Source organism: Streptomyces sp. ME02-8801-2C (assembly GCF_033793965.1).
Classification (GTDB): Bacteria; Actinomycetota; Actinomycetes; order Streptomycetales; family Streptomycetaceae; genus Streptomyces.
Genome location: NZ_JARAXP010000003.1, coordinates 136,819 through 156,978 on the forward strand (window position 1 = coordinate 136,819; position 20,160 = coordinate 156,978).

The window sequence follows — 20,160 nt, forward strand, 5'->3', positions numbered from 1 at the left end:
GACATGGGTCAGGCCTTGACGATCGCCTCGATCCGGGCCAGCTCCTCGTCGGAGAACTCCAGGTTCTCGATGGCCGCGACGCTGTCCTCCAGCTGCTTCGGGCTGCTCGCGCCGACCAGGGCGGAGGTCACCCGGCCGCCGCGCAGGACCCACGCCAGGGCCAACTGGGCCAGGCTCTGGCCGCGGGACTTGGCGATGTCGTCGAGGGCGCGCAGCTGCTGCACGAGGTCCTCGGTGATCCGGTCGGAGTTCAGGAACGGGCTGTCGCTCGCCGCCCGCGAGTCCGCCGGGATGCCGTCGAGGTAGCGGCCGGTGAGCAGGCCCTGCTCCAGCGGGGAGAAGACGATGGAGCCGACCTGCAGCTCGTCCAGCGTGTCCAGCAGGCCCGACTCCTCCGGACGGCGGTCCAGCATCGAGTAGCGGGGCTGGTGGATGAGGAGCGGGGTGCCCAGGTCGGCCAGGATGCGGGCGGCCTCGCGGGTCTGCTCGGGCGAATAGTTGGAGACGCCGACGTAGAGCGCCTTGCCCTGCTGGACCGCCGTGTGCAGAGCGCCCATCGTCTCCTCGAGCGGGGTCTCGGGGTCCGGGCGGTGCGAGTAGAAGATGTCGACGTAGTCGAGGCCCATGCGCGTCAGGCTCTGGTCGAGGGAGGAGAGCAGGTACTTGCGCGAGCCCCACTCGCCGTACGGGCCCGGCCACATGAGGTAGCCCGCCTTGGTGGAGATCACCAGTTCGTCGCGGTACGGGGCGAAGTCGGCCTTGAGGGCCTCACCGAAGGCGGACTCGGCGGCGCCGGGCGGCGGGCCGTAGTTGTTGGCCAGGTCGAAGTGGGTGACGCCGAGGTCGAACGCGCGGCGCAGGATGGCGCGCTGGGTGTCGACGGTACGGTCCCCCGGGCCGAAGTTGTGCCACAGGCCGAGCGACAGCGCGGGGAGCTTCAGACCGCTGCGTCCGGTGCGTCGGTAGGGCATGTCCGCGTAACGGTCGGTGTGTGCGGTGTACAACGCGACTCCAGAAGGGTTGGCACAGCTGACGTGATCATTGCTGGTCCCACTCTTCCTCGGCGGCGGGCAGTGGTCCAACAGGAGAATCCGATGGAATTCAGCGGATAGGCTTCTCAATCATGGAACTACGCCACCTTCAGCACTTCGTCGCGGTCGCGGAGGATCAGCACTTCACCCGGGCCGCCGAACGGCTGATGGTGTCGCAGTCGGGCCTGTCGGCGTCGATCCGCGCGCTCGAACGGGAGCTGCAGACCCCGCTGTTCGTGCGCACCACTCGCCGGGTGACTCTCACCCCGGCGGGGCGTGCGCTGCTCGGCGAGGCCGAGCGGATCCTCGCCCAGGTGCGTTCGGCCCACGAGGCGGTGGCGGCGGTGCAGGGGGTGCTGCGCGGGATGCTCGCGCTGGGCTCCGAGCAGTGCATCGCCGGGGTGCATGTGGCGGGAGTCCTCGCCGCGTTCCGGCGGCAGCACCCGGACGTGGAGATCTCGCTGCGGCAGGCGGGCGCGGGCGCGTTGGCCGAGGAGGTGGCCGCCGGACGCCTGGACCTGGCCTTCGCCGTCCGTGGGACGCAGGAGGAGACCGACCACTTGCGGGCCGTACCGCTGAGCAGCGAGGCCATGACCGTGCTCTGCCATCCGAGTCACCGGCTCGCCGTGGCCGGCGCGGCCGTGACCCCGGAGGACCTGGGCGGCGAGGTGTTCGTCGACTTCCACCCGGACTGGGGGCCGCGCCGCACCACCGACGCCGCCTTCGCCGAGGCGGGCGTACGCCGGTCGGTCGCCCTGGAGGTCAACGACGTGCACAGCCTCCTCGACCTGGTGGACGAGAACCTCGGGATTGCCGTCGTACCCCGGCACTTCCGGCACAAGCGCGCCTCGCTCACTGCGCTCCCGGTCAAGGGCACCGGCGAGACCGTGTACGAGACGGTCGCCCTGCTGCCGCCCTCGCAGGCGACCAGTCCCGCGGCACGGGCGCTCATGGCTCTTCTGGAAACAGAGGAGGCATGACGGACCCGGATGCGGAAGGGTGGACCCCATGCATGCAAAGGACATCCTCATCGACGGGTACACCCGCATCCAGGAAGAGGTTCACGCCGCCGTCGAGGGCCTGGGCCCCGACGAGCTCAACCACCGCCCCGGCCCGGACGCCAACTCCATCGCCTGGCTCGTGTGGCACCTCACCCGGGTCCAGGACGACCATGTGGCCGGCGCCTTCGGCCTCGACCAGGTCTGGCTGGCACAGGACTGGGAGAAACGCTTCGGCCTCGATCTGAAGCCCCGTGACATCGGGTACGGCCACACCTCCGCGCAGGTCGCCAAGGTGCGGGTCGACTCACCCGAACCACTGCTCGGCTACGTCGACGCCGTGCACGCCCAGAGCCTCGACGCCCTGCGCGGTCTCACCGCCGAGGACCTGGAGCGCGTCGTCGACGAGCACTGGGACCCACCGGTCACGCTCGGCGTCCGGCTGGTCAGTGTCCTGGCCGACGATCTTCAGCACGTCGGCCAGGCCGCCTACCTGCGGGGACTGCTTCAGAGCGCCGAGGCGTAGCCCGGCAGGACGACGTCCTCGATGAGGGCCTTGCGCTCGTCGAACGGGATGAACGCGCTCTTGACGGCGTTCACGGTGACCGTGCGCAGGTCCTCGACCGTCCACCCGGCCTCCTCGACCAGGAGGGACATCTCGCGGGTCATCGTCGTGCCGGAGACCAGGCGGTTGTCGGTGTTGAGGGTGACACGGAAGCCCAGGTCGCGCAGGGCGGTGATGGGGTGCTCGGCGATCGACGTGGCCGCGCCCGTCTGGAGGTTGGAGGTCGGGCACATCTCCAGGGCGATGCGACGGTCGCGCACCCAGCCCGCGAGACGGCCGAGCTTCCCGGCCGCGAGGTCGGGGATGTCGTCGGTGATGCGGACCCCGTGGCCGATGCGCTGGGCGCCGCAGACCTGGAGGGCCTGGTGGATGCTGGGCAGGCCGTGGGCCTCACCGGCGTGGATGGTGAACGGCACACTCTCGCTGCGCAGGTGTTCGAAGGCGGCGAGGTGGTCGGCGGGCGGGAAGCCGTCCTCGGCACCGGCGATGTCGAAGCCGACGACACCGGCGTCCCGGAAGGCCACGGCCAGGTCGGCGGCCTCACGGACCCGGTCGAACATGCGCATGCCGCACAGCAGGGTCCCGACCCGCACCGGGGTGCCGGCGGCGGCGGCCTTCGCCATACCGGCCGCCAGGCCCTCCTGGACGGCCTCGACGACCTCGGGGAGGGTCAGCCCGCCGTTCACGTTCAGTTCGGGGGCGTAGCGCACCTCGCCGTAGACGACTCCGTCCTCCGCGAGGTCGAGGACGTACTCCTCGGCCGCGCGCAGCAGGCCCTCGCGGGTCTGCAGCACAGCCAGGGTGTGCTCGAAGGTGGCTATGTAGCGCACCAGGTCACCGGAGTTGGCCGCTTCGAAGTACCAGGCGGCCAGCTCGTCCGGATCGGTGGTGGGCAGGGTGTGACCGACCTCGGCGGCGAGCTCGACCAGCGTGGCGGGGCGCAGGCCTCCGTCGAGGTGGTCGTGCAGCACGGCCTTGGGAAGGCGGCGGATGGTGGCGGTGTCGACGGGGGACGCGGTCATGTGCGGTGCTTCCTCGGCAGGTGGTGGTGCGGTGGGATGGGTCAGTCGGTGGCGGGCTGGAGAAGGTCCCAGCGGTTGCCGTACAGGTCCTGGAAGACGGCGACCGAGCCGTAGGGCTCGTGGCGCGGTTCCTCCAGGAAGGTCACGCCGGCGGCGCTCATCCGGGCGTGGTCGCGGGCGAAGTCGTCGGTGTGCAGGAAGAAGCCCACGCGTCCGCCGGTCTGGTCGCCGATCCGGGCACGCTGGTCCTCGTCCTTGGCCCGGGCGAGCACCAGGCCGGTGCCCGCCGCACCGGTGCCCGCTCCCGCCGAACCCGGCTCGACGACGACCCAACGGGAGCCGTCGGGGCGCGGGGAGTCCTCCACGAGCCGGAAGCCGAGCGCGTCGGTGTAGAAGCGGATCGCCTCGTCGTAGTCGTCGACGACGAGGGTGACCAGGGCGATGCGTCGCGTGGGCTTCATGCGGTTTCCTCGGCCGTTGGGGTGGGGTGACGGGTGGGGACGGGGGGGACTGGTGGCGCGATGGACGTGCGGCCGACGTGGGATCACATGCGGTTGACGGGTGAGGTTATACGTAACACCCAGAGCGTGTCACCTCAGTACCCGCAGGTGTGATGTCCTCCGCATCGGCGGGTCGCGGGAACGATCGCCGGAGCGTGATCGTCGAGCAGGTGTGAACCGTGAGCAAGCCGTCGCCAGGCCCGGCTCCCCCGCGCTGGGGAGCCTGGTCGCTTTCGGGTTGCTGGCGCTGCTGGCCGTCACAGTCGTGGCGCGGGGCGGCGGCACCCTCTTCGGCGACCGGGAGTTGCTCGACTGGTCGCTCGCCCACCGCCCGGACGTCGTCGTCATCCTCGCCCGCGCGGTGACCCACACCGGCACGGGCTTCGTCCCGTACGCCCTGGTCGCCCTCGCCGGTCTCCTCCTCGGCCACAGCGCCCGGCACCGCATTCTTGCGGCAGCCGCCTGTCTGACCTGCCTGGTCGCCGCCCAGGCCGTCCGGTTCTCGGTGATGGCGCTGCTGTCCCGGCCCCGGCCCGCCGCGGCACACTGGGCGACGGACGCCGGCTTCTGGTCGTTCCCCTCGGGCCACACCACCACGTCGGCCGTCACCGCCGGACTGCTCGTCCTGGCCGTCTGGATACGGGCCCCGCGCGGCCGGCATCTGCTCGCCGCCGCGGTCGGCTGCTGGGGTGTGCTGGTCGGCCTCACCCGGGTTTATCTGGGCGTCCACTGGTTCTCGGACGTCGTCGGCGGCTGGCTGTTCGCCGTGGGGTGGCTGGGGCTGGTGGCGTACGGGGTGGCCCGCTTCGCGCCGGACGCGTGGGCGGACGTGCTGCGCGGCGACCGAAGTCCGTCGCGCGAGGCGCCGTCGCCCGGCATACCGGGGCCGGGATCAAGGGCCGGATTCGTCCGTGGCAAGGTGGGGATCGTGCCGGAGTCCGACTGCGGCGCACCACCATCGAGCGCTGCCCTTCCTGGAGTTGACTGCCATGTCCGAGCTGCCGAAGCCGACCGGATCGCCCTCCCACCAGAACGTGACGTTTCCCAGCGCTGACAGCACCGCGCACGGATATCTGGCGCTGCCGCCGTCGGGGAGTGGGCCCGGCGTCATCGTCATCCAGGAGTGGTGGGGCCTGACCGACCACATAGCGGACGTCACCGACCGGCTCGCGCGCGAGGGTTTCGTCGCCCTGGCCCCCGACCTCTACGGCGGCAACGTGGCGCACGAGAACGAGGAGGCGCTGCGCATGATGCAGGCGCTGCCGGTGGCGAAGGGCGTCGAGCTCCTCTCCGGCGCGGTCGACTATCTGCTGGCGCGGCCGGAGGTCACCTCGGAGACGGTCGGCTCGGTCGGTTTCTGCATGGGCGGCGGTTTCGTCCTCTACCAGGCCGCGGCCGACCCGCGTGTCAGCGCCGCCGTGCCGTTCTACGGTGTGATCCGGGGCGAGCTGCCCGACTTCTCGGGCCTCAAGGCCGAGGTGCTGGGCCACTACGGCGAACTCGACGCGAGTATCCCGGTGGAGAGCCTGGACCCGCTGCGCGAGGCCATCAAGGGGCAGTCCGGGATCACCCCGGACCTGCGGGTGTACCCGGCCAACCACGCGTTCTTCAACGACGACCGCGAGGTGTACGACGCCGAGTCGGCGGCCCGGGCGTGGGAGAGCACGGTGCCGTTCCTGAAGGAGCAGGTGCGCTGAACGCGGGTGGGCCGACCTCTGGTTGGCCGAACGCGGATGGGCCGGCCATGATGGGCCGCAGCTCGGGCGGCCCGCACGCGGGGCGCTGACGCGGGTGGGCTGCACGCAGGTCGCTGACGCGGGTGGGCTGCACGCAGGTCGCTGACGTGACAGTGGGCGGGCCCGGGGTGTTCTCCCCGGGCCCGCCCGAACCTTTCCGGTCCCTTGACTCAGCTGCTCGCGCCCGCGAGCCAGGCCGTGGCGTTGAGGGCGAGGGGCGCGTTGGTGGCGCCGGTGTCGTTCCAGCCGTCGTAGAGGGTGTTTCCGGACTGGCCGGTGCCGTCGTCGATCGGGGAACTGTCGCCCCAGAACGCGATCCGGCCACTGCCGAAGGTGCTGGTCAGGAAGAAGGCGCCGGTGTTGCCCGAGTAGCCGGAGCGGTAGAGGAGTCCCTTCACGGCGGAGTTGTCGGCGGGCTTGAGGGTGGCCGTCGTACCGCTGGCGATGAGGCTCTTGGTGACCGTGCCGAAGGTGCCGTGCAGGACCGGGTTGGAGGCGGCGCTGATGGCGGCCGGGTAACCGGAGCTGATGGACAGGGAGTCGATGGAGAAGCCGAACGGGTCGGTGGAGTCGACGCTGTTGTTGGTCATCAGGTCGTTGAGGATCTCGACGGCGTCCTCGCCGTCGTTGTTGCGGTCGGCACCGGTGTGGTCGGAGATCATGAAGAGGCCGCCGCCGTTCTGGACGAACTTCATGATGGCGGTCTTCTCGGCGGTGGTGAACAGCGTGTTGGGCTCGGGGAGCACCAGCGTGTCGAAGTTCGACAGGTCGGTCGCCGTGGAGCCGCCGTATGCGAGAGCGGAGCCCGAGGGCAGCGTCTTGAGGCTGTAGTCCCCGGTCTGCTGGAGGGCGACGCCCCAGGAGGAGAGCGCGCCGGTCCAGTCGGACTCGTCGGAGGGGGCGGAGTCCTCGGAGAGCGGGTCGGGCTGGTTCTTGGAGATGATCCAGTCGGCGTTGCCGGCCGTCTCGGCGTGGGCGTTGTCGAAGAGGATGCGGTGGGGGGTTGCCGCGGTCGCGGCGGTCGCGGTGGCGGTGGCCTGGACGGCGACGCCGGTGGCGATCAGGCCGAGCACGGCCAGCGTCGAGGCGAATCTGTGCCGGGACTCGGTGTTGGCGTACATCTGGCATTCCTCCATGGGTGGGGGGGAGAGCTGGGGGAAGTGCGGTGCGGGTGACGAATCTGCGCGCGTAGACCGGGCGTTGACGGCCTCCCGGTCCACACAAGGCAGGACCGTACCGACAAGATCCACGGCGCGGGGAGGCCGGTCCGGGGTTTCACGTAAAGCTCTTACGCACGTGTAACCACCGGCCAGAAAGGGGTACTTGACGCCGATTAAGGCCGATGTGCGGCGCCGAGTCGGGCCAACTCGTCGCCCGTGAGCCGCAGTCCGGCCGCGGCCACGTTGTCCACGACGTGCTCCGGGTTGCCGGTGCCCGGGATGGCGAGCACGTGCGCCCCTTGGTGCAGGGTCCAGGCGAGCCGCACCTGGGCGGGGCTCGCGCCGTGCGCACGGGCGACGGCGAGCACCGTGTCGTCGTGGGCGTCGGTGGCGCCGCGTTCGCCCCCGCTGCCCGCGACGGCGAAGAAGGGTACGAAGGCGATGCCCGACTCCCCGCACAGCCGCAGGAGTTCGTCGCCCTCCGGGTCGGGGCGGTCCAGCGCGTACCGGTTCTGTACGCACACCACCGGGGCGATCGCCTGCGCCTCGGCGAGGTGCTCGGGCCCGACGCCGGAGATGCCGAGGTGGCGTATCAGGCCGGCCGCGCGCAGGTCAGCGAGCGCGCCGAAGTGTTCGGCGATGGACTCCTGTTCCAGTCGGCGCAGATTGACCACGTCGAGGTGGTCGCGGCCGAGTTGGCGCAGGTTCTCCTCGACGTGCCCGCGCAGTTGGTCGGGGCGGGCGGAGGTGGCCCACTCCCCCGAGTAGTCGCGGTAGGGGCCGACCTTGGTCACGATGACGAGCTCGTCGCCGTACGGGGCCAGGGCGCTGTTGATCAGTTCGTTGGCGGAGCGCAGCGCGGAGAAGTAGAAGGCGGCGGTGTCGATGTGGTTGACGCCGAGTTCGACGGCCTTGCGCAGCACGGCCAGCGACTGTTCACGGTCGCTGGCCGTGCCGAGGTGGAAGGCGGCGCTGCCGGTGAGCCGCATGGCGCCGAATCCGAGCCGGTTGACGATGAGATCGCCGAGTTTCCAGGTGCCCGCGGCGTCCGCGGTGATCGTCTCCGAGGTCATCGACGGAGTCTCGCACGCACCCTGGACACCACACCGGCGTTGGTGCCGCGCTTGGGCGTGCCTTTGCGCTCCGTTGGCCTTGGCGTCCCTTGGTGTCCCTTGGCGTCTTTTACGGATAGACGTAGGTGTTCAGCGTGGCCACCGCCGAGGCCGGGTTGCCGAGGTCGTAGCGGTCCACGGCAAGGAAGTTGGGCTTCTTGCGGGCGGCCGGCTGGCAGAACCGCTGGGCCCGGTCGGTGAGTTTGGTGTTGTCGGTCGTCGCCGTGGAGGCGATCGCCACGTCCCGGAAGTGGTTCATGACGAAGAGGGGCTTGAAGGCTCCCTCGGTTCGGGTCAGCGGCGTGTTGGAGTCCGCGCCGTACCAACGGCTGTAGCAGGACCAGTCGGAGGTGCCGAGGCCGCCGCCCATGGACCAGTAGTTCTCCACGGTCCATTCACGCTGGTACATCACGCCGAAGGTGTCCCGGGTGAGTCCGGCGCTCTGGTCGGCGGAGCGGCTGTGGTCGGTGAAGATCAGCAACCGGTCGTTGGCGGCGAGCAGATCGGTGATCTTCGGCCAGCCGTTCTGCCGTACACCGGTCTGGTCGGGCCGGTAGAGGACGTCCGACAGGCCGTTGACACGGGCGAGTTCGCCGCGCAGGACGCCCGGGTCGACGTAGTCCTCCAGGAAGACGGTGACGACCTGGGTGGGGTTCTGCTTGAGGAAGTCGACCATCCGCTGCAGGTCGACCCAGAGGGCGACCGGGCTGCCGACGAGAGTGCAGCTGTTGTGGCAGAGGATCGCGCCGTCGGAGGTCTGGTGGATGTCCAGCATGAACCCGCGTACGCCGTCGGCGAGTTGCTGGTTGATGCCGCGCGCCTGGTTGGGGACGAGGTTGACGAAGGGCGGGGCGAAGCCGCCGTCGACTCCGTTGGCGTAGGCGTTGTGGGCGGTGAGGAACGTGACCTGGTCCAGGGTGCGTTGGTCGGCGGGCGGCATAGGGCCGACAGTGGGCGCGACCGGGGTGAGGTACCAGGCGGCCAGTCCGCCCGAGCCGCCGATGGTCAGCTGGTCGGGGTAGTTGGCGCCGGACGGCTTGGCGGCGACTGTCAGATAGCGGCTGGTTCCCGGGGCCTTGAGCGTGTACTGGTCGGTGCCGGACGGGGTGATCTCCCAGGGCGCGTCGGCGCTCGTGCAGGCGACCGTCCGCGCCTGGTCGCCGGAGCGGCCGAGACAGGAGCCGGCGGTGTCGGTGCTCTCCAGGAGGTACGAGGTGCCGCTCGCGCGCAGCGTCCACTGCTGGCGGTCCTCGTTGCCCTTGGGCCGGTGCTGTTCGACGGCTCCGGCGTCGTCGGCGGCGTTGAGTCCGGTGGTGGCGCTCTGGACGTAGTAGGCGCCGGCGGCCGGCACGGGGGCGGCCAGGGCGGGTGGTGCGGGGGTGGCAACTGCCGCTGCCAGTGCGGCTGTTGCGGTGAGGAGAGCGGTGCGGGGGGTTGGCATCTACAGGGCCCTTCAGCGACTCGGCGGCTCGACGACTTGATCGGCAGGGGCATGACATCACGAAGCCGCGCACGAAGTCAGCACACTGGCGCACGAACCTTCGGCCACAAGCGCCACTCTTCTGCCATTTCGGGCTGACCTTGGATGCGTTTCGACGCCACCGAGACTGAGGGCGCATGGTTCTTGACGCCGCTGTGGGCGAGAGGACACGCCTCGCTCACCCCGTTGACCGTTCACCGGCATGCCCGTCCAACGCGCCGCTGCCGAGTCCGACGGACTACGCCCGCGTCAGCCGGTTTCCTGCCCGGCGACCCGGGTGACAGCCGGGTCCTCCGTCTTCGCGGACAGCTCAGGACTCTCAGGACTTTCAGGGCGCTCGGGCCGCCAGAACGTCGCCAGGAGCCCCGCCGTGGCCACCACCGCCACCCCGAGCGCGATGCCACCGCCTGCCCAGCCGGTGACCTCGATGTCGGCGGCGTGGTCCACGGAGAACTTGCCTGGCCCGAGGACGCCGAGCGCCACGGAGACGACGGCGAGCATCAGGACGTATTCGTAGCCGTCCTTGAACACGAAGAACCCGTTGGGCCGGTGGGCGAGGAGCCCCGCGACCAGCATCACCGAGACGATCGCCGCGCAGGCGAGCGGGGTGAACAGGCCGAGGACGAGCAGTGTGCCCGCGCCGACCTCGGTGACCACGCTCATCCACGCCTGCAGTGTCCCGTGCCGGAGCCCGAGCCCGCCGAACCAGCGTGCCGTGCCCTCGATCTTTCCGCCGCCCCGCCAGTGGTTGAGCCCGTGCGCGATCATGATGACGCCCAGGACCACTCTGACGACCAGTACCGCGAGTGCTTCCGCGTTCGTCAACTCGCCCTCCCCTGCTGCCATTCGGCGGCTTGCGCCGCCGCTGCCGCTGCTGATTCGTCGCGTACGAGCACGCGCTCCTCAACGAACGACAGCACCTTGAGGCGATAGGCCAAAGAGGTCAACCCATGCGCAAGTTGTGTTACCCGCCCGCCTGTTCGCCCTCCGACCGGCCCGCGACGCCCGCACCCGGCTCGCGGCACGGCCCCGCGACCACCGCCGCGCCACACGTCGGCACGCGGCGGGGCGTCGGCCACATCCAGGTCGGGTGACTTCAACAAGGCCAATGACGAGTTCGCGAGCGTCCGGGCCACCGCCGAGGAGCCTGCCGGGACCTGCGAGTTCCTCTGCGTCGACCGACCGCACAGCCCGCCCGGACGTCGACCTCCGACCTGCATGCCTACGAGGCTGGCTCAGATCCCAGGGAAGCGAGCCGGGAAGGACGATCCCGGCCCGAACCCCGAGGCGCGCCGCCCGACACCCCCGTGGGCCAGCCAGGAAACTGAGGCGCCGGGTCTGGGACCCAAGGGCCCCGCCCAAAATCAGACCCCAGCCGGCGTCGCCCTCAGTTCAGCGGCTTCGCCAGTACCGCCTTGCGGTGGCTGAACGTCTCGATCGAGTAGCGGCCGTGGTAGTTGCCCATCCCGCTCTCCCCCACCCCTCCGAACGGCAGGTCGGAGACGGTCAGATGGGCGAGCGGCAGCCCGTAGCCGAGGCCGCCGGAGGACGTCTCGGCGGCGATCCGCTCGCGGGTCGTGCCGGACTCGGTGAACACGTACAGCGCGAGCGGCTTGTCGCGGTCGTTGATGAAGCCGATCGCGTCGTCCAGTCCGGCGACCGTGACGATCGGCAGGATCGGGCCGAAGATCTCCTCCCGCATCACGGGCGACGCGGGGTCGACGTCGGCGAGGACGGTCGGCGCGATGTACTTCGTCGCCCGGTCCTTGACGCCGCCGGTGACGACCCGGCCCGAGTCGAGCAGGCCGGCAAGGCGGTCGAAGTGGCGTTCGTTGACGATCCGGCCGTACTCGGTGGACGTGGCCGGGTCCGCGCCGAACAGCTTCTCGACGGCCTTGGCGAGCGCCGACTCCAGCGCGGCGGCGGTCTCCGGGTCGGTCAGGACGTAGTCGGGCGCGACACAGGTCTGGCCGGCGTTGAGGAACTTGCCCCGGACCAGCCGGTCGGCGACGACATCCGTGTCGACGCCGGTGTCCACGAACGCCGGGGACTTGCCGCCGAGTTCGAGGGCGACCGGAGTGAGGTGCTCGGCGGCGGCGCGCATCACGATACGGCCGACAGCGCCGTTGCCGGTGTAGAAGATGTGGTCGAACCGCTCGGCGAGCAGGGCCGTGGTCTCCGGGACGCCGCCCTCGACGACGGCGACCGCGTCCGTGTCCAGGTACTGCGGCAGCAGCCGGGCCACGATCTCGGAGGTGGCGGGGGCCAGTTCGCTCGGCTTGACCACGACCGCGTTGCCGGAGGCCAGCGCGCCGACGACCGGGGTCAGCAGAAGCTGGACCGGGTAGTTCCAGGGCGCGATGACCAGGACGACGCCCAGCGGGTCGTACTGCGTCCAGGCGGTGGCGTCGGCGCCGAGGCGCTCGGGGACCGGCGCGGGCTCGGGGCTCAGCCAGCCGTCGAGGTGTTCGAGGGTGTGGTCGATCTCCCGGATCGTGAAGTCGATCTCGGTGCGGAAGGATTCGGTCGAGCTCTTGCCGAGGTCCGCGTGGAGAGCGGCGGCCACGTCCTTGCCGTGCTCGGTGAGGAGTTCGCGCAGGCGGCCGAGCTGCGCCTTGCGCCACTCGACGGGCTTGGTGCGGCCCGTACGGAAGGTGGCGCGCAGGCGCGTCACGATGTCGGCGGGTTGCTCGGGGGACGTGGGGTGGTTCACGGTTCCTCGCTCACGTGGTCTGATGCGGTTGTCTCGGGCGCGGAAGGCCGGCTCGACGTACTCGACTCACCTGCCCAACCTCTCACGCCTCAAAATATATTCCCTATACATGAATATAGCTTTGTGTGATCGAGCATGACTGTGCGTGTCGGTGTCGGTCGGGTGTCAGACCTGAGCCGTCGTCCCGTCGAGCGTCGTGGCCAGCCGGTCCAGGAGGGCGCTCAGCAGTTCGTCGTCGCCGTCACTGAGGAGCGGCCAGTCGGCCCGGACCTCGCGGTCGAGGCGGCGCCAGTACTCCTGGCCGCGCGGGGTGAGGTGGACGAGGACGCGCCGCCGGTCGCGGGCGTCGACCCGTCGGTGCACGAGGTTCTGGTCGACGAGGTGGTCCACCAGCCGGGTCAGCGTCGGCGGCGGCAGGAAGGCGGACTCGGCTATCGCGGTCATGTGGTGGCCGGCGCCGTCGGAGAGCAGGGCGAGGACGCGCCAGGCGTCGAGGGAACAGCCGTGCTCGTCCAGGACGGGCTGGAGGCGGCGCGCGGCCAGCCGTTCGGCCCGGGTGAGGAGCCGCAGAAGGTCCTGGGGCCGGCGCTGCGACGGTGTGGGCATCCTGCTGCTCCTCGGTCCCGGGAATGCGTACATCGTATGAGACGGACGGGAGTTCACCGGGATCACCCCGTCATCGCATCACCGGCGCCTCAGTCGTCCACCTCGCCCAGGAAGGGCCGGACCTCGACCGGCAGGGTCGTCGCCAGCGCCGCCTTGCGTCCCCATTCCAGGGCGGCGTCGAGGTCGGGTGCCATGAGGAGGCAGATCCCGCCGAGGAACTCCTTGTGCTCGGCGTAGGGCCCCTCGATGATCTCGACCTCGTCACCGAGAGGCCGCACCACGGTCGCCGCGTCGGGACGATGGAGTCCGCCGGCGAAGACCCACGCCCCGGCCTCACGCAACTCGTCGTGGAAGACGCTCAGTCTGTGGTTGATCTCCACCATCGACTCGGGTGCGGACGGTTCGCCGACCGGCTTCATCGCGCTGAGCAGGTAGTACTTCATCGCGTCCTCCTGGGCATTGCGGCTCTGCCTCATCTCCTACACGAAGGGAGCACTTCTGTAGAGACACAACGCACCGCGACACCTGGAGAATCTTGTTCATGACCGCCATCCCGCACCCGCTCGTCACCGTCGCCCGCCGGCTCGCCGCCGACGTCCTGGCCCCGCAGGCCGAACGGGTCGACCAGGAAGGCGTGCCCGCGAGCACCATCAAGGCCGTCAAGCGGTCGGGGCTCCTCGGGGTGAGCGCGCCCAAGGAGTACGGGGGTGCGGGCGCGCCCGCCGCCGTGGCCCGGGAGGTCGCCGAGATCCTCGCCGGCGCCTGCTGTTCGACCTGGTTCGTACAGACCCAGCACCACACCCCGGTGAAACTGCTGACGGAGTCCCGGTTCCCGGTGCGGGAACGCCTGTTGGGCCCGCTGTCGAGGGGCGAGCTGATGTCCGGGATCGCGTACGCGCACCTGCGCTACTTTCCTCGCGTCGCGGTGCGGGCCGGGTACGAGCGCGGTAGTTGGCGCTTCGACGGGACGGTCCCTTGGTACACGGGCTGGGGGCTGAACGACGTCATGCTGCTCGCGGGACTGTCCGACACAGATGAGGTGGTGTTCGCCTTCGCCGACGCCCGCGAGCAGTCGGGGCTGCGGGCCTCGCCGCCCATGCGTCTGGCGGCGCTGACGGCCGCCCGTACGGTGTCGCTGGAGCTGAAGGGCCTGAGGCTGCCGGAGGAGGCGGTCGTGCTGCGTGTCCCGCGTGAGAAGTTCGCGCTGGCCGACCTGGAGCGGGCCGCCAACACGAACCCGGCCGTGTTCGGGGTGGCGTACGCGGCCCTCGATCTCCTCGCCGCCCACCCGGACGCCACGGCGACGGCACGCTCACTGCGCACCCGCCTCGACGCCGTGCGCCGCACCGCGTACGCCCTCACGGACCACCGCCGGCCCCAGGAGCACATGACGGACCGGCTGGCGCTGAAGACGCGGGCGTACGACCTGATGCGTACGGCCACGACAGCGGCCGTCGTCGCCGGGGGCGGCCGGTCGCTGGACCTGAACAGCCCGGCCCAACGACTGGCGCGCGAAGGCCTGTTCCTGCTGGTACAGGGCCAGACGTCGGACGTACGCGACGCCCATCTCGGGTCTCTGGCCTCGCCCTAGCCTTCGGCGCCCAAGTGATCGCCGGGCAGGGCGGGTGCGGGCCGACGCCCCCCGAGGGCGCCGGCCCGTGTCGCTCCGCTCACGGAACGCTCAGCTCGCGAACGGCACCTGGCTCTCCGGAGCGGCGGCGGCCGGCGCGAACGGGTGTTGCCACAGGCCCCGGGCGGCCAGCCGGGGCAGGACGCCCTCGCCGAACCAGTACGTCTCCTCCAGGTGCGGATAGCCGGAGAGGACGAACTCGTCGATGCCCAGGGCGTGGTACTCGGCGATACGGTCGGCGACCTCGTCGTGGCTGCCCACGAGCGCGGTGCCCGCGCCGCCGCGCACCAGGCCGATACCGGCCCACAGGTTGGGGTGGATCTCCAGCCCGTCCCGGTTGCCACCGCCGTGCAGGGCGAGCATCCGCTGCTGTCCCTCCGACTCACTGCGGGCCAGCCCGGCCTGGATCTCCCGTACGGTCCCCGGATCGAAGCCCTCGAGGATCCGGTCCGCCTCCGCCCAGGCCGCCTCGGCGGTGTCGCGGGTGATGACATGCAGCCGGATGCCGAACCGCAGGGTGCGCCCGTGCCTGGCGGCCAGCCCCCTGACCCAGGCGATCTTCTCGGCGACCTGGGCCGGCGGTTCGCCCCAGGTGAGATAGACATCGACGTGGCGGGCGGCGACCTCCCCGGCGATGGGCGAGGAGCCCCCGAAGTACACCTCCGGCACCGGGTCGGGCACCCGCGCCAACTGGGCGTCCTCGACCCGGAGGTGCTCACCGGTCAGGTTGACCGTCTTGCCCTCCCACAACTCCCGTACGATCTCGAGGAATTCGCCCGTACGACGGTACCGGGCATCCTTGTCGAGGAAGTCGCCGTAGGCCTTCTGCTCGTGGCTCTCGCCGCCCGTGACGACATTCAGGAGGAGCCGTCCGCCGCTCTGACGCTGGAAGGTGGACGCCATCTGCGCGGCGAGGGTCGGGGAGACGGAGCCGGGGCGGAAGGCCACCAGGAACTTCAGGCGCTCGGTGTGCCGGCTGACCATGGCGGTGGTCAGCCAGGCGTCCTCGCACCAGGCGCCCGTGGGGGTGAGCGCGCCGACGAAACCCAGGTCCTCGGCGGCACGGGCGATCTGGCTCAGATAGGCGACCGTCGGCGGCCGGTTTTGCCCGAAGGCGGTCGCCGGGGTGCCGTGGCCGCCGCCGACGACATGTCGGCTGTCGCCGTTGGTGGGGAGGAACCAGTGGAAGGTGAGGGACACCGAAGATCTCCGATCGGGAACGTGGTGTTGCGGCAGGCCGTGGCGCGTGGCGGAGCGGATGAGGGCGCGGAGGGACGGGCGGAGGTGGATTTTTCGCACCAATGCCGGTGCGTATGCGGGGAGTTGAGGGACCTTCGCGGCCCCGGGTTCAGACCGCCGCGGCGAGGAGCGGGGAGCTGCCGAGGGCTGCCGAGAACTGACCGAGGACCTGGGTGAGCGCCTCGGCGGTGGCCGGGGCGACGGAGATGGAGCCGTCCTCGTGTGCGGTGATGTCCTTGTCGAGGGTGAACCAGCCCTGGACGATGTGGGCGGCGCCCATGGAGTTGAGGACCGGGCGCAGCGCGTAGTCGATGGCCAACACGTGTGCGGTGCTGCCGCCGGTGGCGAGTGGCAGCACGGTCTTGCCGGTGAGGGCGTACTGCGGGAGCAGGTCGAGGAGCGCCTTGAGGACACCGGAGTAGGACGCCTTGTAGACCGGGGTGCCGACCACGACGCCGTCGGCGCGCGCGAACAGTTCGGTGGCCTCGACGATCGCCGGGTGCCTGAAGTCGGCCCCGAGCAGGGCTTCTGCGGGGATGGTGCGTACGTCGAGCGGGATCACCTCGTGCCCTTGGGCGGTCAGCCGGGTGTCCAGGTGGCGCAGGAGTTTTCCGGTGCGGGAGGAGACGGAAGGACTGCCGGAGACGGACAGGACGGTGGCCATGGGACTTCCTTCTGCAGGCTTTGCGGAGCCCGGGCGCCGCTGCTCGGCGGGGTGCCGGGGGTGCACGGGCGGTACGAACGTCAGACGTTGACCGCTGCGGGCCGTTTTCGGGCACGCCGATTCCCGTCCGGAGTGAACTCCGGCAAGGGGTCAGGCAGTTGGGAAGACGGGAAAGACGCGGCGGATCGGGACGGGGATCAGGCCGCGGAGCAACAGGAGGCACTGGAGACGCGCGCGAGGTCGACGTGCCGTCGCCGCGTGAGGTCCAGTCGCATGTTCATGTCGTCGATCGTGACAGTCGCCGAAGACGACAGTCAAGGAAAACCCGACCGATCTCGCATCCCGGACCCTCCACCGCACGACACTCAGCGTGCGCGGCAGGTCACCCAGGATCACAGGACTGCACATAAGGGATAAATAAGAGCACAATATGAGTACGCGGCGTAAACCGCAGACCGCATCACCGCGGTCAGGCCTGCACAGCCGAAGGAGACGAGTCATGGCCAATGTCTCGCACACCAGAGGTGACATCCACAGCCACCCTGATGTATCCGAAATGCGGGCACGGTACGCCCGTATGCTCGGCGGTCGCGATGTGGCGCTCGTGGACGGACCGGTGTTCCTGGTCGGTCTGTACTGCGCCGCGTCCCCCTGGATCCTCCACTACACGACAAGCCAGCCCTCGCTCGTGACCCACAACCTGATCATGGGTATCGCGATCGGCCTGCTGGCCCTCGGGTTCACCAACACTCCGGAGCGCATGTACGGCCTCAGCGGGGCCCTGTGCGCGATGGGAATCTGGATGATCATCTCGCCGTGGATCGTCGGCGACAGCCCTGACGCGGGTGTGGTGCTGAACAACGTCATCATCGGCGCCCTGGCCCTGTGCCTCGGGCTGTTGAGTGCGGGCGCGACAGCGAGAAGTGCCCCCAGGGCATAGCCGGAAGCGGGTCCGGTCCATGAAGGGACCGGACCCGCTCCCCGCGTGAACGGACTGACCCGGGCGACAGCGGGCACCAGGAGGTCATGGGCACATACCGGCAGGAGGGGCGGAAATGACGATCTCGAGCATCATCGGCGCCATCATCATCGGTACCGTCATCGGCATACTGGGCCGGCTCGTCGTCCCGGGGCGCCAGCACATCGGCGTCCTCTGGACGATCGCCGTGGGCATCGTGGCCGCGCTCATCGGTTCGGCGATCGCCGCCGGGCTCGACGTGTCCGACACGGACGGCGTCGACTGGGTCGAGTGGCTCATCCAGATCGGGCTCGCCGCCCTCGGTGTGGCCATGCTGGACCGGGCGAAGGCACCACGGCGCTCACACAGCAGGCGCCGGTGACCGGGCGGGGACGAACTATCGGGGCCGTGCCTGCGGTCAGGGCTGGTACACGTACGGCGTCGTCGTCGTGAGGGGTTCGAAGCCGAGGCGTTCCAGGATGGGCCTGCTCTGGTTTGAGGCGTCGACCTGGAGGTAGCGGTAGCCGCGTTCCACGGCGGCGCGGGCGCGGTGGGCGACCAGGGCGCGGTAGATGCCCTTGCCGCGCCAGGCCTCGACCGTGCCGCCGCCCCACAGCCCGGCGAACCGGGTGCCCGGTACGAGTTCCATGCGGGCCGCGCTCACCGGTTCGTCGCCGGCCAGTGCCACGACGGCCACGACCGTGTCGGGGTCGTCGGTGAGCCGGGCGAGCAGTTGGTGCCGCAGCCGGGAGCTGTCGGTGCCGAACGCCTTCTCGTGCACGTCCGCCACGAGGTCGACACCGGCCCGGTCGGTCACCGGGACGAGACGGATGCCCTCGGGCGGCTCGGTGTCGAAGGTCAGCCCGGCGACCTCGCCGATCATCAGCGTCTCCTCGGGTTCGGGCGTGAACCCCGCCGTGCGCAGCCGTTGCCCCAGATCGACGGGGAGATCATGGCCGTAGAGCTTCCACTCGAACGCGCGCCCGAGGGCGCTGTAGTGGCGGATCTGCTCGGCGATCGTCTCGTCGGCGCGCACCGCGTCGAGGTCGGACCAGACGACCCCGTTCCACCCGTGGGCGTCGGCGACCTGGCGCACCACGCCCCCCAGCCGTTCGATCCGGGCGCCCGGCCCGTCGGGCTGCGCCCCTTCGCGCATGTCCCGGTCGTAAAGGGCGAGCACACCTACATGATCCATGGCGTTACTCCAGCACCCCGAGCGGGCAAGCGCAACGGTATGGGCAGCCGCAATACGTCACGTTTCGAGCCATTCGCACCTGTGAAGCGGCGCCACACCTCGAGGAGACCCGGTCAGCCATGGTGAAGAACCACGAACTGCCCTACCTGCGCCGCTGTGTGGAACTGGCCGCCGAGGCCCTGGCGGTCGGCGATGAGCCGTTCGGGTCCGTCCTGGTGGGCGAGGACGGAGCGGTGCTGGCGGAGGACCACAACAGAGTGGCCTCCGGCGACCGCACCCGCCATCCGGAATTCGAGCTGGCCCGCTGGTCGGCCGCCCATCTGACTCCGGAGCAGCGGGCGGCGGCCACGGTCTACACCTCCGGCGAGCACTGCCCGATGTGCGCCGCCGCACATGCCTGGGTGGGCCTCGGACGGATCGTGTACGTCGCCTCGTCCGAACAACTGGCCTCCTGGTTGCAGGAGTTGGGGGTGCCCGCGCCCCCGGTACGGACCCTGCCGGTCAACGAGGTCGCGCCCGGCGTGACCGTCGAGGGACCGGTACCGGAACTGACCGCACAGGTACACGACCTGCACCGCCGCTTCCACACCCCCAAACCCCAACAGGACTGACCTCTACGGGCGTTCACCCCTACCCGAGTTCGAGCGTGGTCACCCCGAAGACCCTCTCCCGCGCGAACTCCCGCACCGGTCCCGTGTACATGCGCGCCGTCTCGAAGGACGGCGCGAAGCCGGCTTCCTCCACCATCGCGACGGCAGCCGCGTTCGTCTCGGGAACGTCGATCGCCACGTCCGCCCCCGCCGCCTCGCCGGTCAGCGCGGCGAACAGCGCCCGGGCGTCGTCGACGGTGTCGGCGAACAGCGGGCCGATGCGATAGGCGTCCCGGCCGGGGCGGACGACCCCGTAGCCGGTGACGGCCCGGTTCGCGGGGCCGCCGGCGCTGCCGTCCGCGTCGGCTTCGCGGACGAAGGCCCGGTGTCCCGGGCCCGTCAGCCAGTACTCCAGGAAACGGGGCCGGTCGGCGGGGGTGCAGCCGGCGTCGTACACCGCGATGGCCGCCAGATCCTCCCGCCGTACGGGACGTACGCGCGCCGGGGGCACCGCGGCGGGGGCGGTTCCGGTGAACCGGAGGGTGCGGTGGGCCGGTTCGAAGCCGGAACGGCGGTAGTTGTCCTGCTGGGCCACCACCCCGTCGAGGCCGACGGTACGGGTGCCCGCGTGGGCCAGCGCGGTCTTCCAGGTGGTGATCCCGTAACCGCGCCCGCGCAGATCGGGGCGGACGAGATAGAAACCCAAAAAGGCGTACGCGTCCCCGTAGTTGACGACCGAGATCGCCGAGACCGGTTCCCCGCTCACCCTGCCGATGAAGAAGCCCTCAGGATCCTGGGCGAAGAACCCGGCGCTGTCCGACAGCCCCGGATTCCAGCCCTCGTCGGCCGCCCAGGCCGTGACCACCGGCCAGTCCTCGGGCGTGGCCCGGGTGACGACGAGGTCTTCGGGGGTCGGCGAGAGGGGGCCGGCGGAGGAGGTCATGGATGTTCTCCGTTCCGT

General features: G+C 70.5%; 22 protein-coding genes and 1 pseudogene. 8 read left to right on the forward strand and 15 right to left on the reverse strand.

What is annotated here, in order from left to right:
* Positions 1-8 precede the first annotated feature (8 nt).
* The gene (gene mgrA / locus PV396_RS09770; RefSeq protein ID WP_319202604.1) at positions 9-1,004 is read right to left on the reverse strand and encodes an L-glyceraldehyde 3-phosphate reductase; all 996 of its coding nucleotides are present in this window, start codon (positions 1,002-1,004) and stop codon (positions 9-11) included.
* Positions 1,005-1,123: 119 nt separating this feature from the next.
* Between mgrA and PV396_RS09775 the strand changes: the two genes are divergently transcribed.
* A complete protein-coding gene (locus tag PV396_RS09775; protein WP_319202606.1) occupies positions 1,124-2,011 on the forward strand; it encodes a LysR family transcriptional regulator in 888 nt (295 codons plus the stop codon).
* A 28-nt stretch (positions 2,012-2,039) separates the two neighbouring features.
* Entirely contained in the window at positions 2,040-2,555 is a 516-nt protein-coding gene (locus PV396_RS09780; protein WP_319202608.1) for a mycothiol transferase, read from the forward strand.
* On the opposite strand, the gene PV396_RS09785 is transcribed toward PV396_RS09780, so the two are convergent.
* Together PV396_RS09785 and PV396_RS09790 are read right to left on the reverse strand one after the other, a co-directional pair.
* Positions 2,537-3,616, reverse strand: a complete 1,080-nt coding sequence (locus PV396_RS09785) for an adenosine deaminase (RefSeq protein ID WP_319202610.1) — start codon at positions 3,614-3,616, stop codon at positions 2,537-2,539. The two genes, PV396_RS09780 and PV396_RS09785, sit on opposite strands and share 19 nt — an antisense overlap.
* Before the next feature lie 41 nt (positions 3,617-3,657).
* On the reverse strand, positions 3,658-4,077 hold the full coding sequence (locus tag PV396_RS09790) for a VOC family protein (protein WP_319202612.1): 420 nt from the start codon (positions 4,075-4,077) through the stop codon (positions 3,658-3,660).
* 211 nt (positions 4,078-4,288) lie between these two features.
* Between PV396_RS09790 and PV396_RS09795 the strand changes: the two genes are divergently transcribed.
* Together PV396_RS09795 and PV396_RS09800 are read left to right on the forward strand one after the other, a co-directional pair.
* On the forward strand, positions 4,289-5,170 hold the full coding sequence (locus PV396_RS09795) for a phosphatase PAP2 family protein (RefSeq protein WP_319202614.1): 882 nt from the start codon (positions 4,289-4,291) through the stop codon (positions 5,168-5,170).
* The gene (locus PV396_RS09800; protein ID WP_319202616.1) at positions 5,106-5,813 is read left to right on the forward strand and encodes a dienelactone hydrolase family protein; all 708 of its coding nucleotides are present in this window, start codon (positions 5,106-5,108) and stop codon (positions 5,811-5,813) included. Before PV396_RS09795 ends, PV396_RS09800 begins: the two co-directional genes overlap by 65 nt.
* Positions 5,814-6,028: 215 nt before the next feature.
* On the opposite strand, the pseudogene PV396_RS09805 reads toward PV396_RS09800, so the two are convergent.
* From PV396_RS09805 to PV396_RS09835, 7 genes and pseudogenes are all read right to left on the reverse strand, one after another.
* Positions 6,029-6,973 (reverse strand): annotated as a pseudogene (locus PV396_RS09805) (hydrolase); the annotation flags it as partial.
* 212 nt (positions 6,974-7,185) lie between these two features.
* Positions 7,186-8,085, reverse strand: a complete 900-nt coding sequence (locus PV396_RS09810; RefSeq protein ID WP_319202618.1) for an aldo/keto reductase — start codon at positions 8,083-8,085, stop codon at positions 7,186-7,188.
* Positions 8,086-8,194: 109 nt separating this feature from the next.
* Complete coding sequence (locus PV396_RS09815) at positions 8,195-9,565, reverse strand: RICIN domain-containing protein (protein WP_319202620.1); 1,371 nt, start codon at positions 9,563-9,565, stop codon at positions 8,195-8,197.
* 288 nt (positions 9,566-9,853) lie between these two features.
* The gene (locus PV396_RS09820; RefSeq protein WP_319202622.1) at positions 9,854-10,429 is read right to left on the reverse strand and encodes a DoxX family protein; all 576 of its coding nucleotides are present in this window, start codon (positions 10,427-10,429) and stop codon (positions 9,854-9,856) included.
* Between the two features lie 562 nt (positions 10,430-10,991).
* Positions 10,992-12,317: an aldehyde dehydrogenase family protein gene (locus tag PV396_RS09825; RefSeq protein ID WP_319202623.1), complete on the reverse strand. Its 1,326-nt coding sequence runs from the start codon at positions 12,315-12,317 to the stop codon at positions 10,992-10,994.
* 165 nt (positions 12,318-12,482) lie between these two features.
* A complete protein-coding gene (locus PV396_RS09830) occupies positions 12,483-12,923 on the reverse strand; it encodes a MarR family winged helix-turn-helix transcriptional regulator (RefSeq protein ID WP_319202625.1) in 441 nt (146 codons plus the stop codon).
* An 89-nt stretch (positions 12,924-13,012) separates the two neighbouring features.
* A complete protein-coding gene (locus tag PV396_RS09835; RefSeq protein ID WP_319204036.1) occupies positions 13,013-13,366 on the reverse strand; it encodes a YciI family protein in 354 nt (117 codons plus the stop codon).
* Between the two features lie 98 nt (positions 13,367-13,464).
* On the opposite strand from PV396_RS09835, the gene PV396_RS09840 reads away from it, so the two are divergent.
* Entirely contained in the window at positions 13,465-14,514 is a 1,050-nt protein-coding gene (locus PV396_RS09840; protein ID WP_319202627.1) for an acyl-CoA dehydrogenase family protein, read from the forward strand.
* 90 nt (positions 14,515-14,604) lie between these two features.
* On the opposite strand, the gene PV396_RS09845 is transcribed toward PV396_RS09840, so the two are convergent.
* The 3 genes from PV396_RS09845 to PV396_RS45070 form a co-directional block, all read right to left on the reverse strand.
* Complete coding sequence (locus tag PV396_RS09845; RefSeq protein ID WP_319202629.1) at positions 14,605-15,753, reverse strand: LLM class flavin-dependent oxidoreductase; 1,149 nt, start codon at positions 15,751-15,753, stop codon at positions 14,605-14,607.
* Between the two features lie 148 nt (positions 15,754-15,901).
* Positions 15,902-16,456 (reverse strand): NADPH-dependent FMN reductase, encoded by a 555-nt coding sequence (gene ssuE / locus PV396_RS09850; protein WP_319202631.1) that lies wholly within the window; start codon positions 16,454-16,456, stop codon positions 15,902-15,904.
* A 197-nt stretch (positions 16,457-16,653) separates the two neighbouring features.
* Positions 16,654-16,737: a putative leader peptide gene (locus tag PV396_RS45070; RefSeq protein ID WP_360812333.1), complete on the reverse strand. Its 84-nt coding sequence runs from the start codon at positions 16,735-16,737 to the stop codon at positions 16,654-16,656.
* Positions 16,738-16,955: 218 nt separating this feature from the next.
* Between PV396_RS45070 and PV396_RS09855 the strand changes: the two genes are divergently transcribed.
* Together PV396_RS09855 and PV396_RS09860 are read left to right on the forward strand one after the other, a co-directional pair.
* On the forward strand, positions 16,956-17,396 hold the full coding sequence (locus tag PV396_RS09855; RefSeq protein ID WP_319202633.1) for an SPW repeat protein: 441 nt from the start codon (positions 16,956-16,958) through the stop codon (positions 17,394-17,396).
* A 115-nt stretch (positions 17,397-17,511) separates the two neighbouring features.
* A complete protein-coding gene (locus tag PV396_RS09860; protein ID WP_319202635.1) occupies positions 17,512-17,796 on the forward strand; it encodes a GlsB/YeaQ/YmgE family stress response membrane protein in 285 nt (94 codons plus the stop codon).
* A 36-nt stretch (positions 17,797-17,832) separates the two neighbouring features.
* On the opposite strand, the gene PV396_RS09865 is transcribed toward PV396_RS09860, so the two are convergent.
* Entirely contained in the window at positions 17,833-18,609 is a 777-nt protein-coding gene (locus PV396_RS09865; RefSeq protein WP_319202637.1) for a GNAT family N-acetyltransferase, read from the reverse strand.
* Positions 18,610-18,728: 119 nt separating this feature from the next.
* Between PV396_RS09865 and PV396_RS09870 the strand changes: the two genes are divergently transcribed.
* A complete protein-coding gene (locus tag PV396_RS09870) occupies positions 18,729-19,220 on the forward strand; it encodes a nucleoside deaminase (RefSeq protein ID WP_319202639.1) in 492 nt (163 codons plus the stop codon).
* A 19-nt stretch (positions 19,221-19,239) separates the two neighbouring features.
* Here PV396_RS09870 and PV396_RS09875 read toward each other — a convergent pair whose 3' ends face one another.
* The gene (locus PV396_RS09875) at positions 19,240-20,142 is read right to left on the reverse strand and encodes a GNAT family N-acetyltransferase (RefSeq protein ID WP_319202641.1); all 903 of its coding nucleotides are present in this window, start codon (positions 20,140-20,142) and stop codon (positions 19,240-19,242) included.
* Positions 20,143-20,160: the final 18 nt, after the last annotated feature.

Excerpts from the sequence above, each read along its gene's own strand:
- PV396_RS09790 (WP_319202612.1), bottom strand. The coding sequence starts at position 4,077 with ATGAAGCCCACGCGACGCATCGCCCTGGTCACCCTCGTCGTCGACGAC.
- PV396_RS09865 (WP_319202637.1), bottom strand. The coding sequence starts at position 18,609 with ATGGATCATGTAGGTGTGCTCGCCCTTTACGACCGGGACATGCGCGAA.
- PV396_RS09785 (WP_319202610.1), bottom strand. The coding sequence starts at position 3,616 with ATGACCGCGTCCCCCGTCGACACCGCCACCATCCGCCGCCTTCCCAAG.
- PV396_RS09835 (WP_319204036.1), bottom strand. The coding sequence starts at position 13,366 with ATGAAGTACTACCTGCTCAGCGCGATGAAGCCGGTCGGCGAACCGTCC.
- PV396_RS09810 (WP_319202618.1), bottom strand. The coding sequence starts at position 8,085 with ATGACCTCGGAGACGATCACCGCGGACGCCGCGGGCACCTGGAAACTC.
- PV396_RS09780 (WP_319202608.1), top strand. The coding sequence starts at position 2,040 with ATGCATGCAAAGGACATCCTCATCGACGGGTACACCCGCATCCAGGAA.
- PV396_RS09830 (WP_319202625.1), bottom strand. The coding sequence starts at position 12,923 with ATGCCCACACCGTCGCAGCGCCGGCCCCAGGACCTTCTGCGGCTCCTC.
- PV396_RS45070 (WP_360812333.1), bottom strand. The coding sequence starts at position 16,737 with ATGAACATGCGACTGGACCTCACGCGGCGACGGCACGTCGACCTCGCG.
- PV396_RS09855 (WP_319202633.1), top strand. The coding sequence starts at position 16,956 with ATGGCCAATGTCTCGCACACCAGAGGTGACATCCACAGCCACCCTGAT.
- PV396_RS09775 (WP_319202606.1), top strand. The coding sequence starts at position 1,124 with ATGGAACTACGCCACCTTCAGCACTTCGTCGCGGTCGCGGAGGATCAG.
- PV396_RS09800 (WP_319202616.1), top strand. The coding sequence starts at position 5,106 with ATGTCCGAGCTGCCGAAGCCGACCGGATCGCCCTCCCACCAGAACGTG.
- PV396_RS09875 (WP_319202641.1), bottom strand. The coding sequence starts at position 20,142 with ATGACCTCCTCCGCCGGCCCCCTCTCGCCGACCCCCGAAGACCTCGTC.
- ssuE (WP_319202631.1), bottom strand. The coding sequence starts at position 16,456 with ATGGCCACCGTCCTGTCCGTCTCCGGCAGTCCTTCCGTCTCCTCCCGC.
- PV396_RS09860 (WP_319202635.1), top strand. The coding sequence starts at position 17,512 with ATGACGATCTCGAGCATCATCGGCGCCATCATCATCGGTACCGTCATC.
- PV396_RS09840 (WP_319202627.1), top strand. The coding sequence starts at position 13,465 with ATGACCGCCATCCCGCACCCGCTCGTCACCGTCGCCCGCCGGCTCGCC.
- PV396_RS09815 (WP_319202620.1), bottom strand. The coding sequence starts at position 9,565 with ATGCCAACCCCCCGCACCGCTCTCCTCACCGCAACAGCCGCACTGGCA.
- PV396_RS09870 (WP_319202639.1), top strand. The coding sequence starts at position 18,729 with ATGGTGAAGAACCACGAACTGCCCTACCTGCGCCGCTGTGTGGAACTG.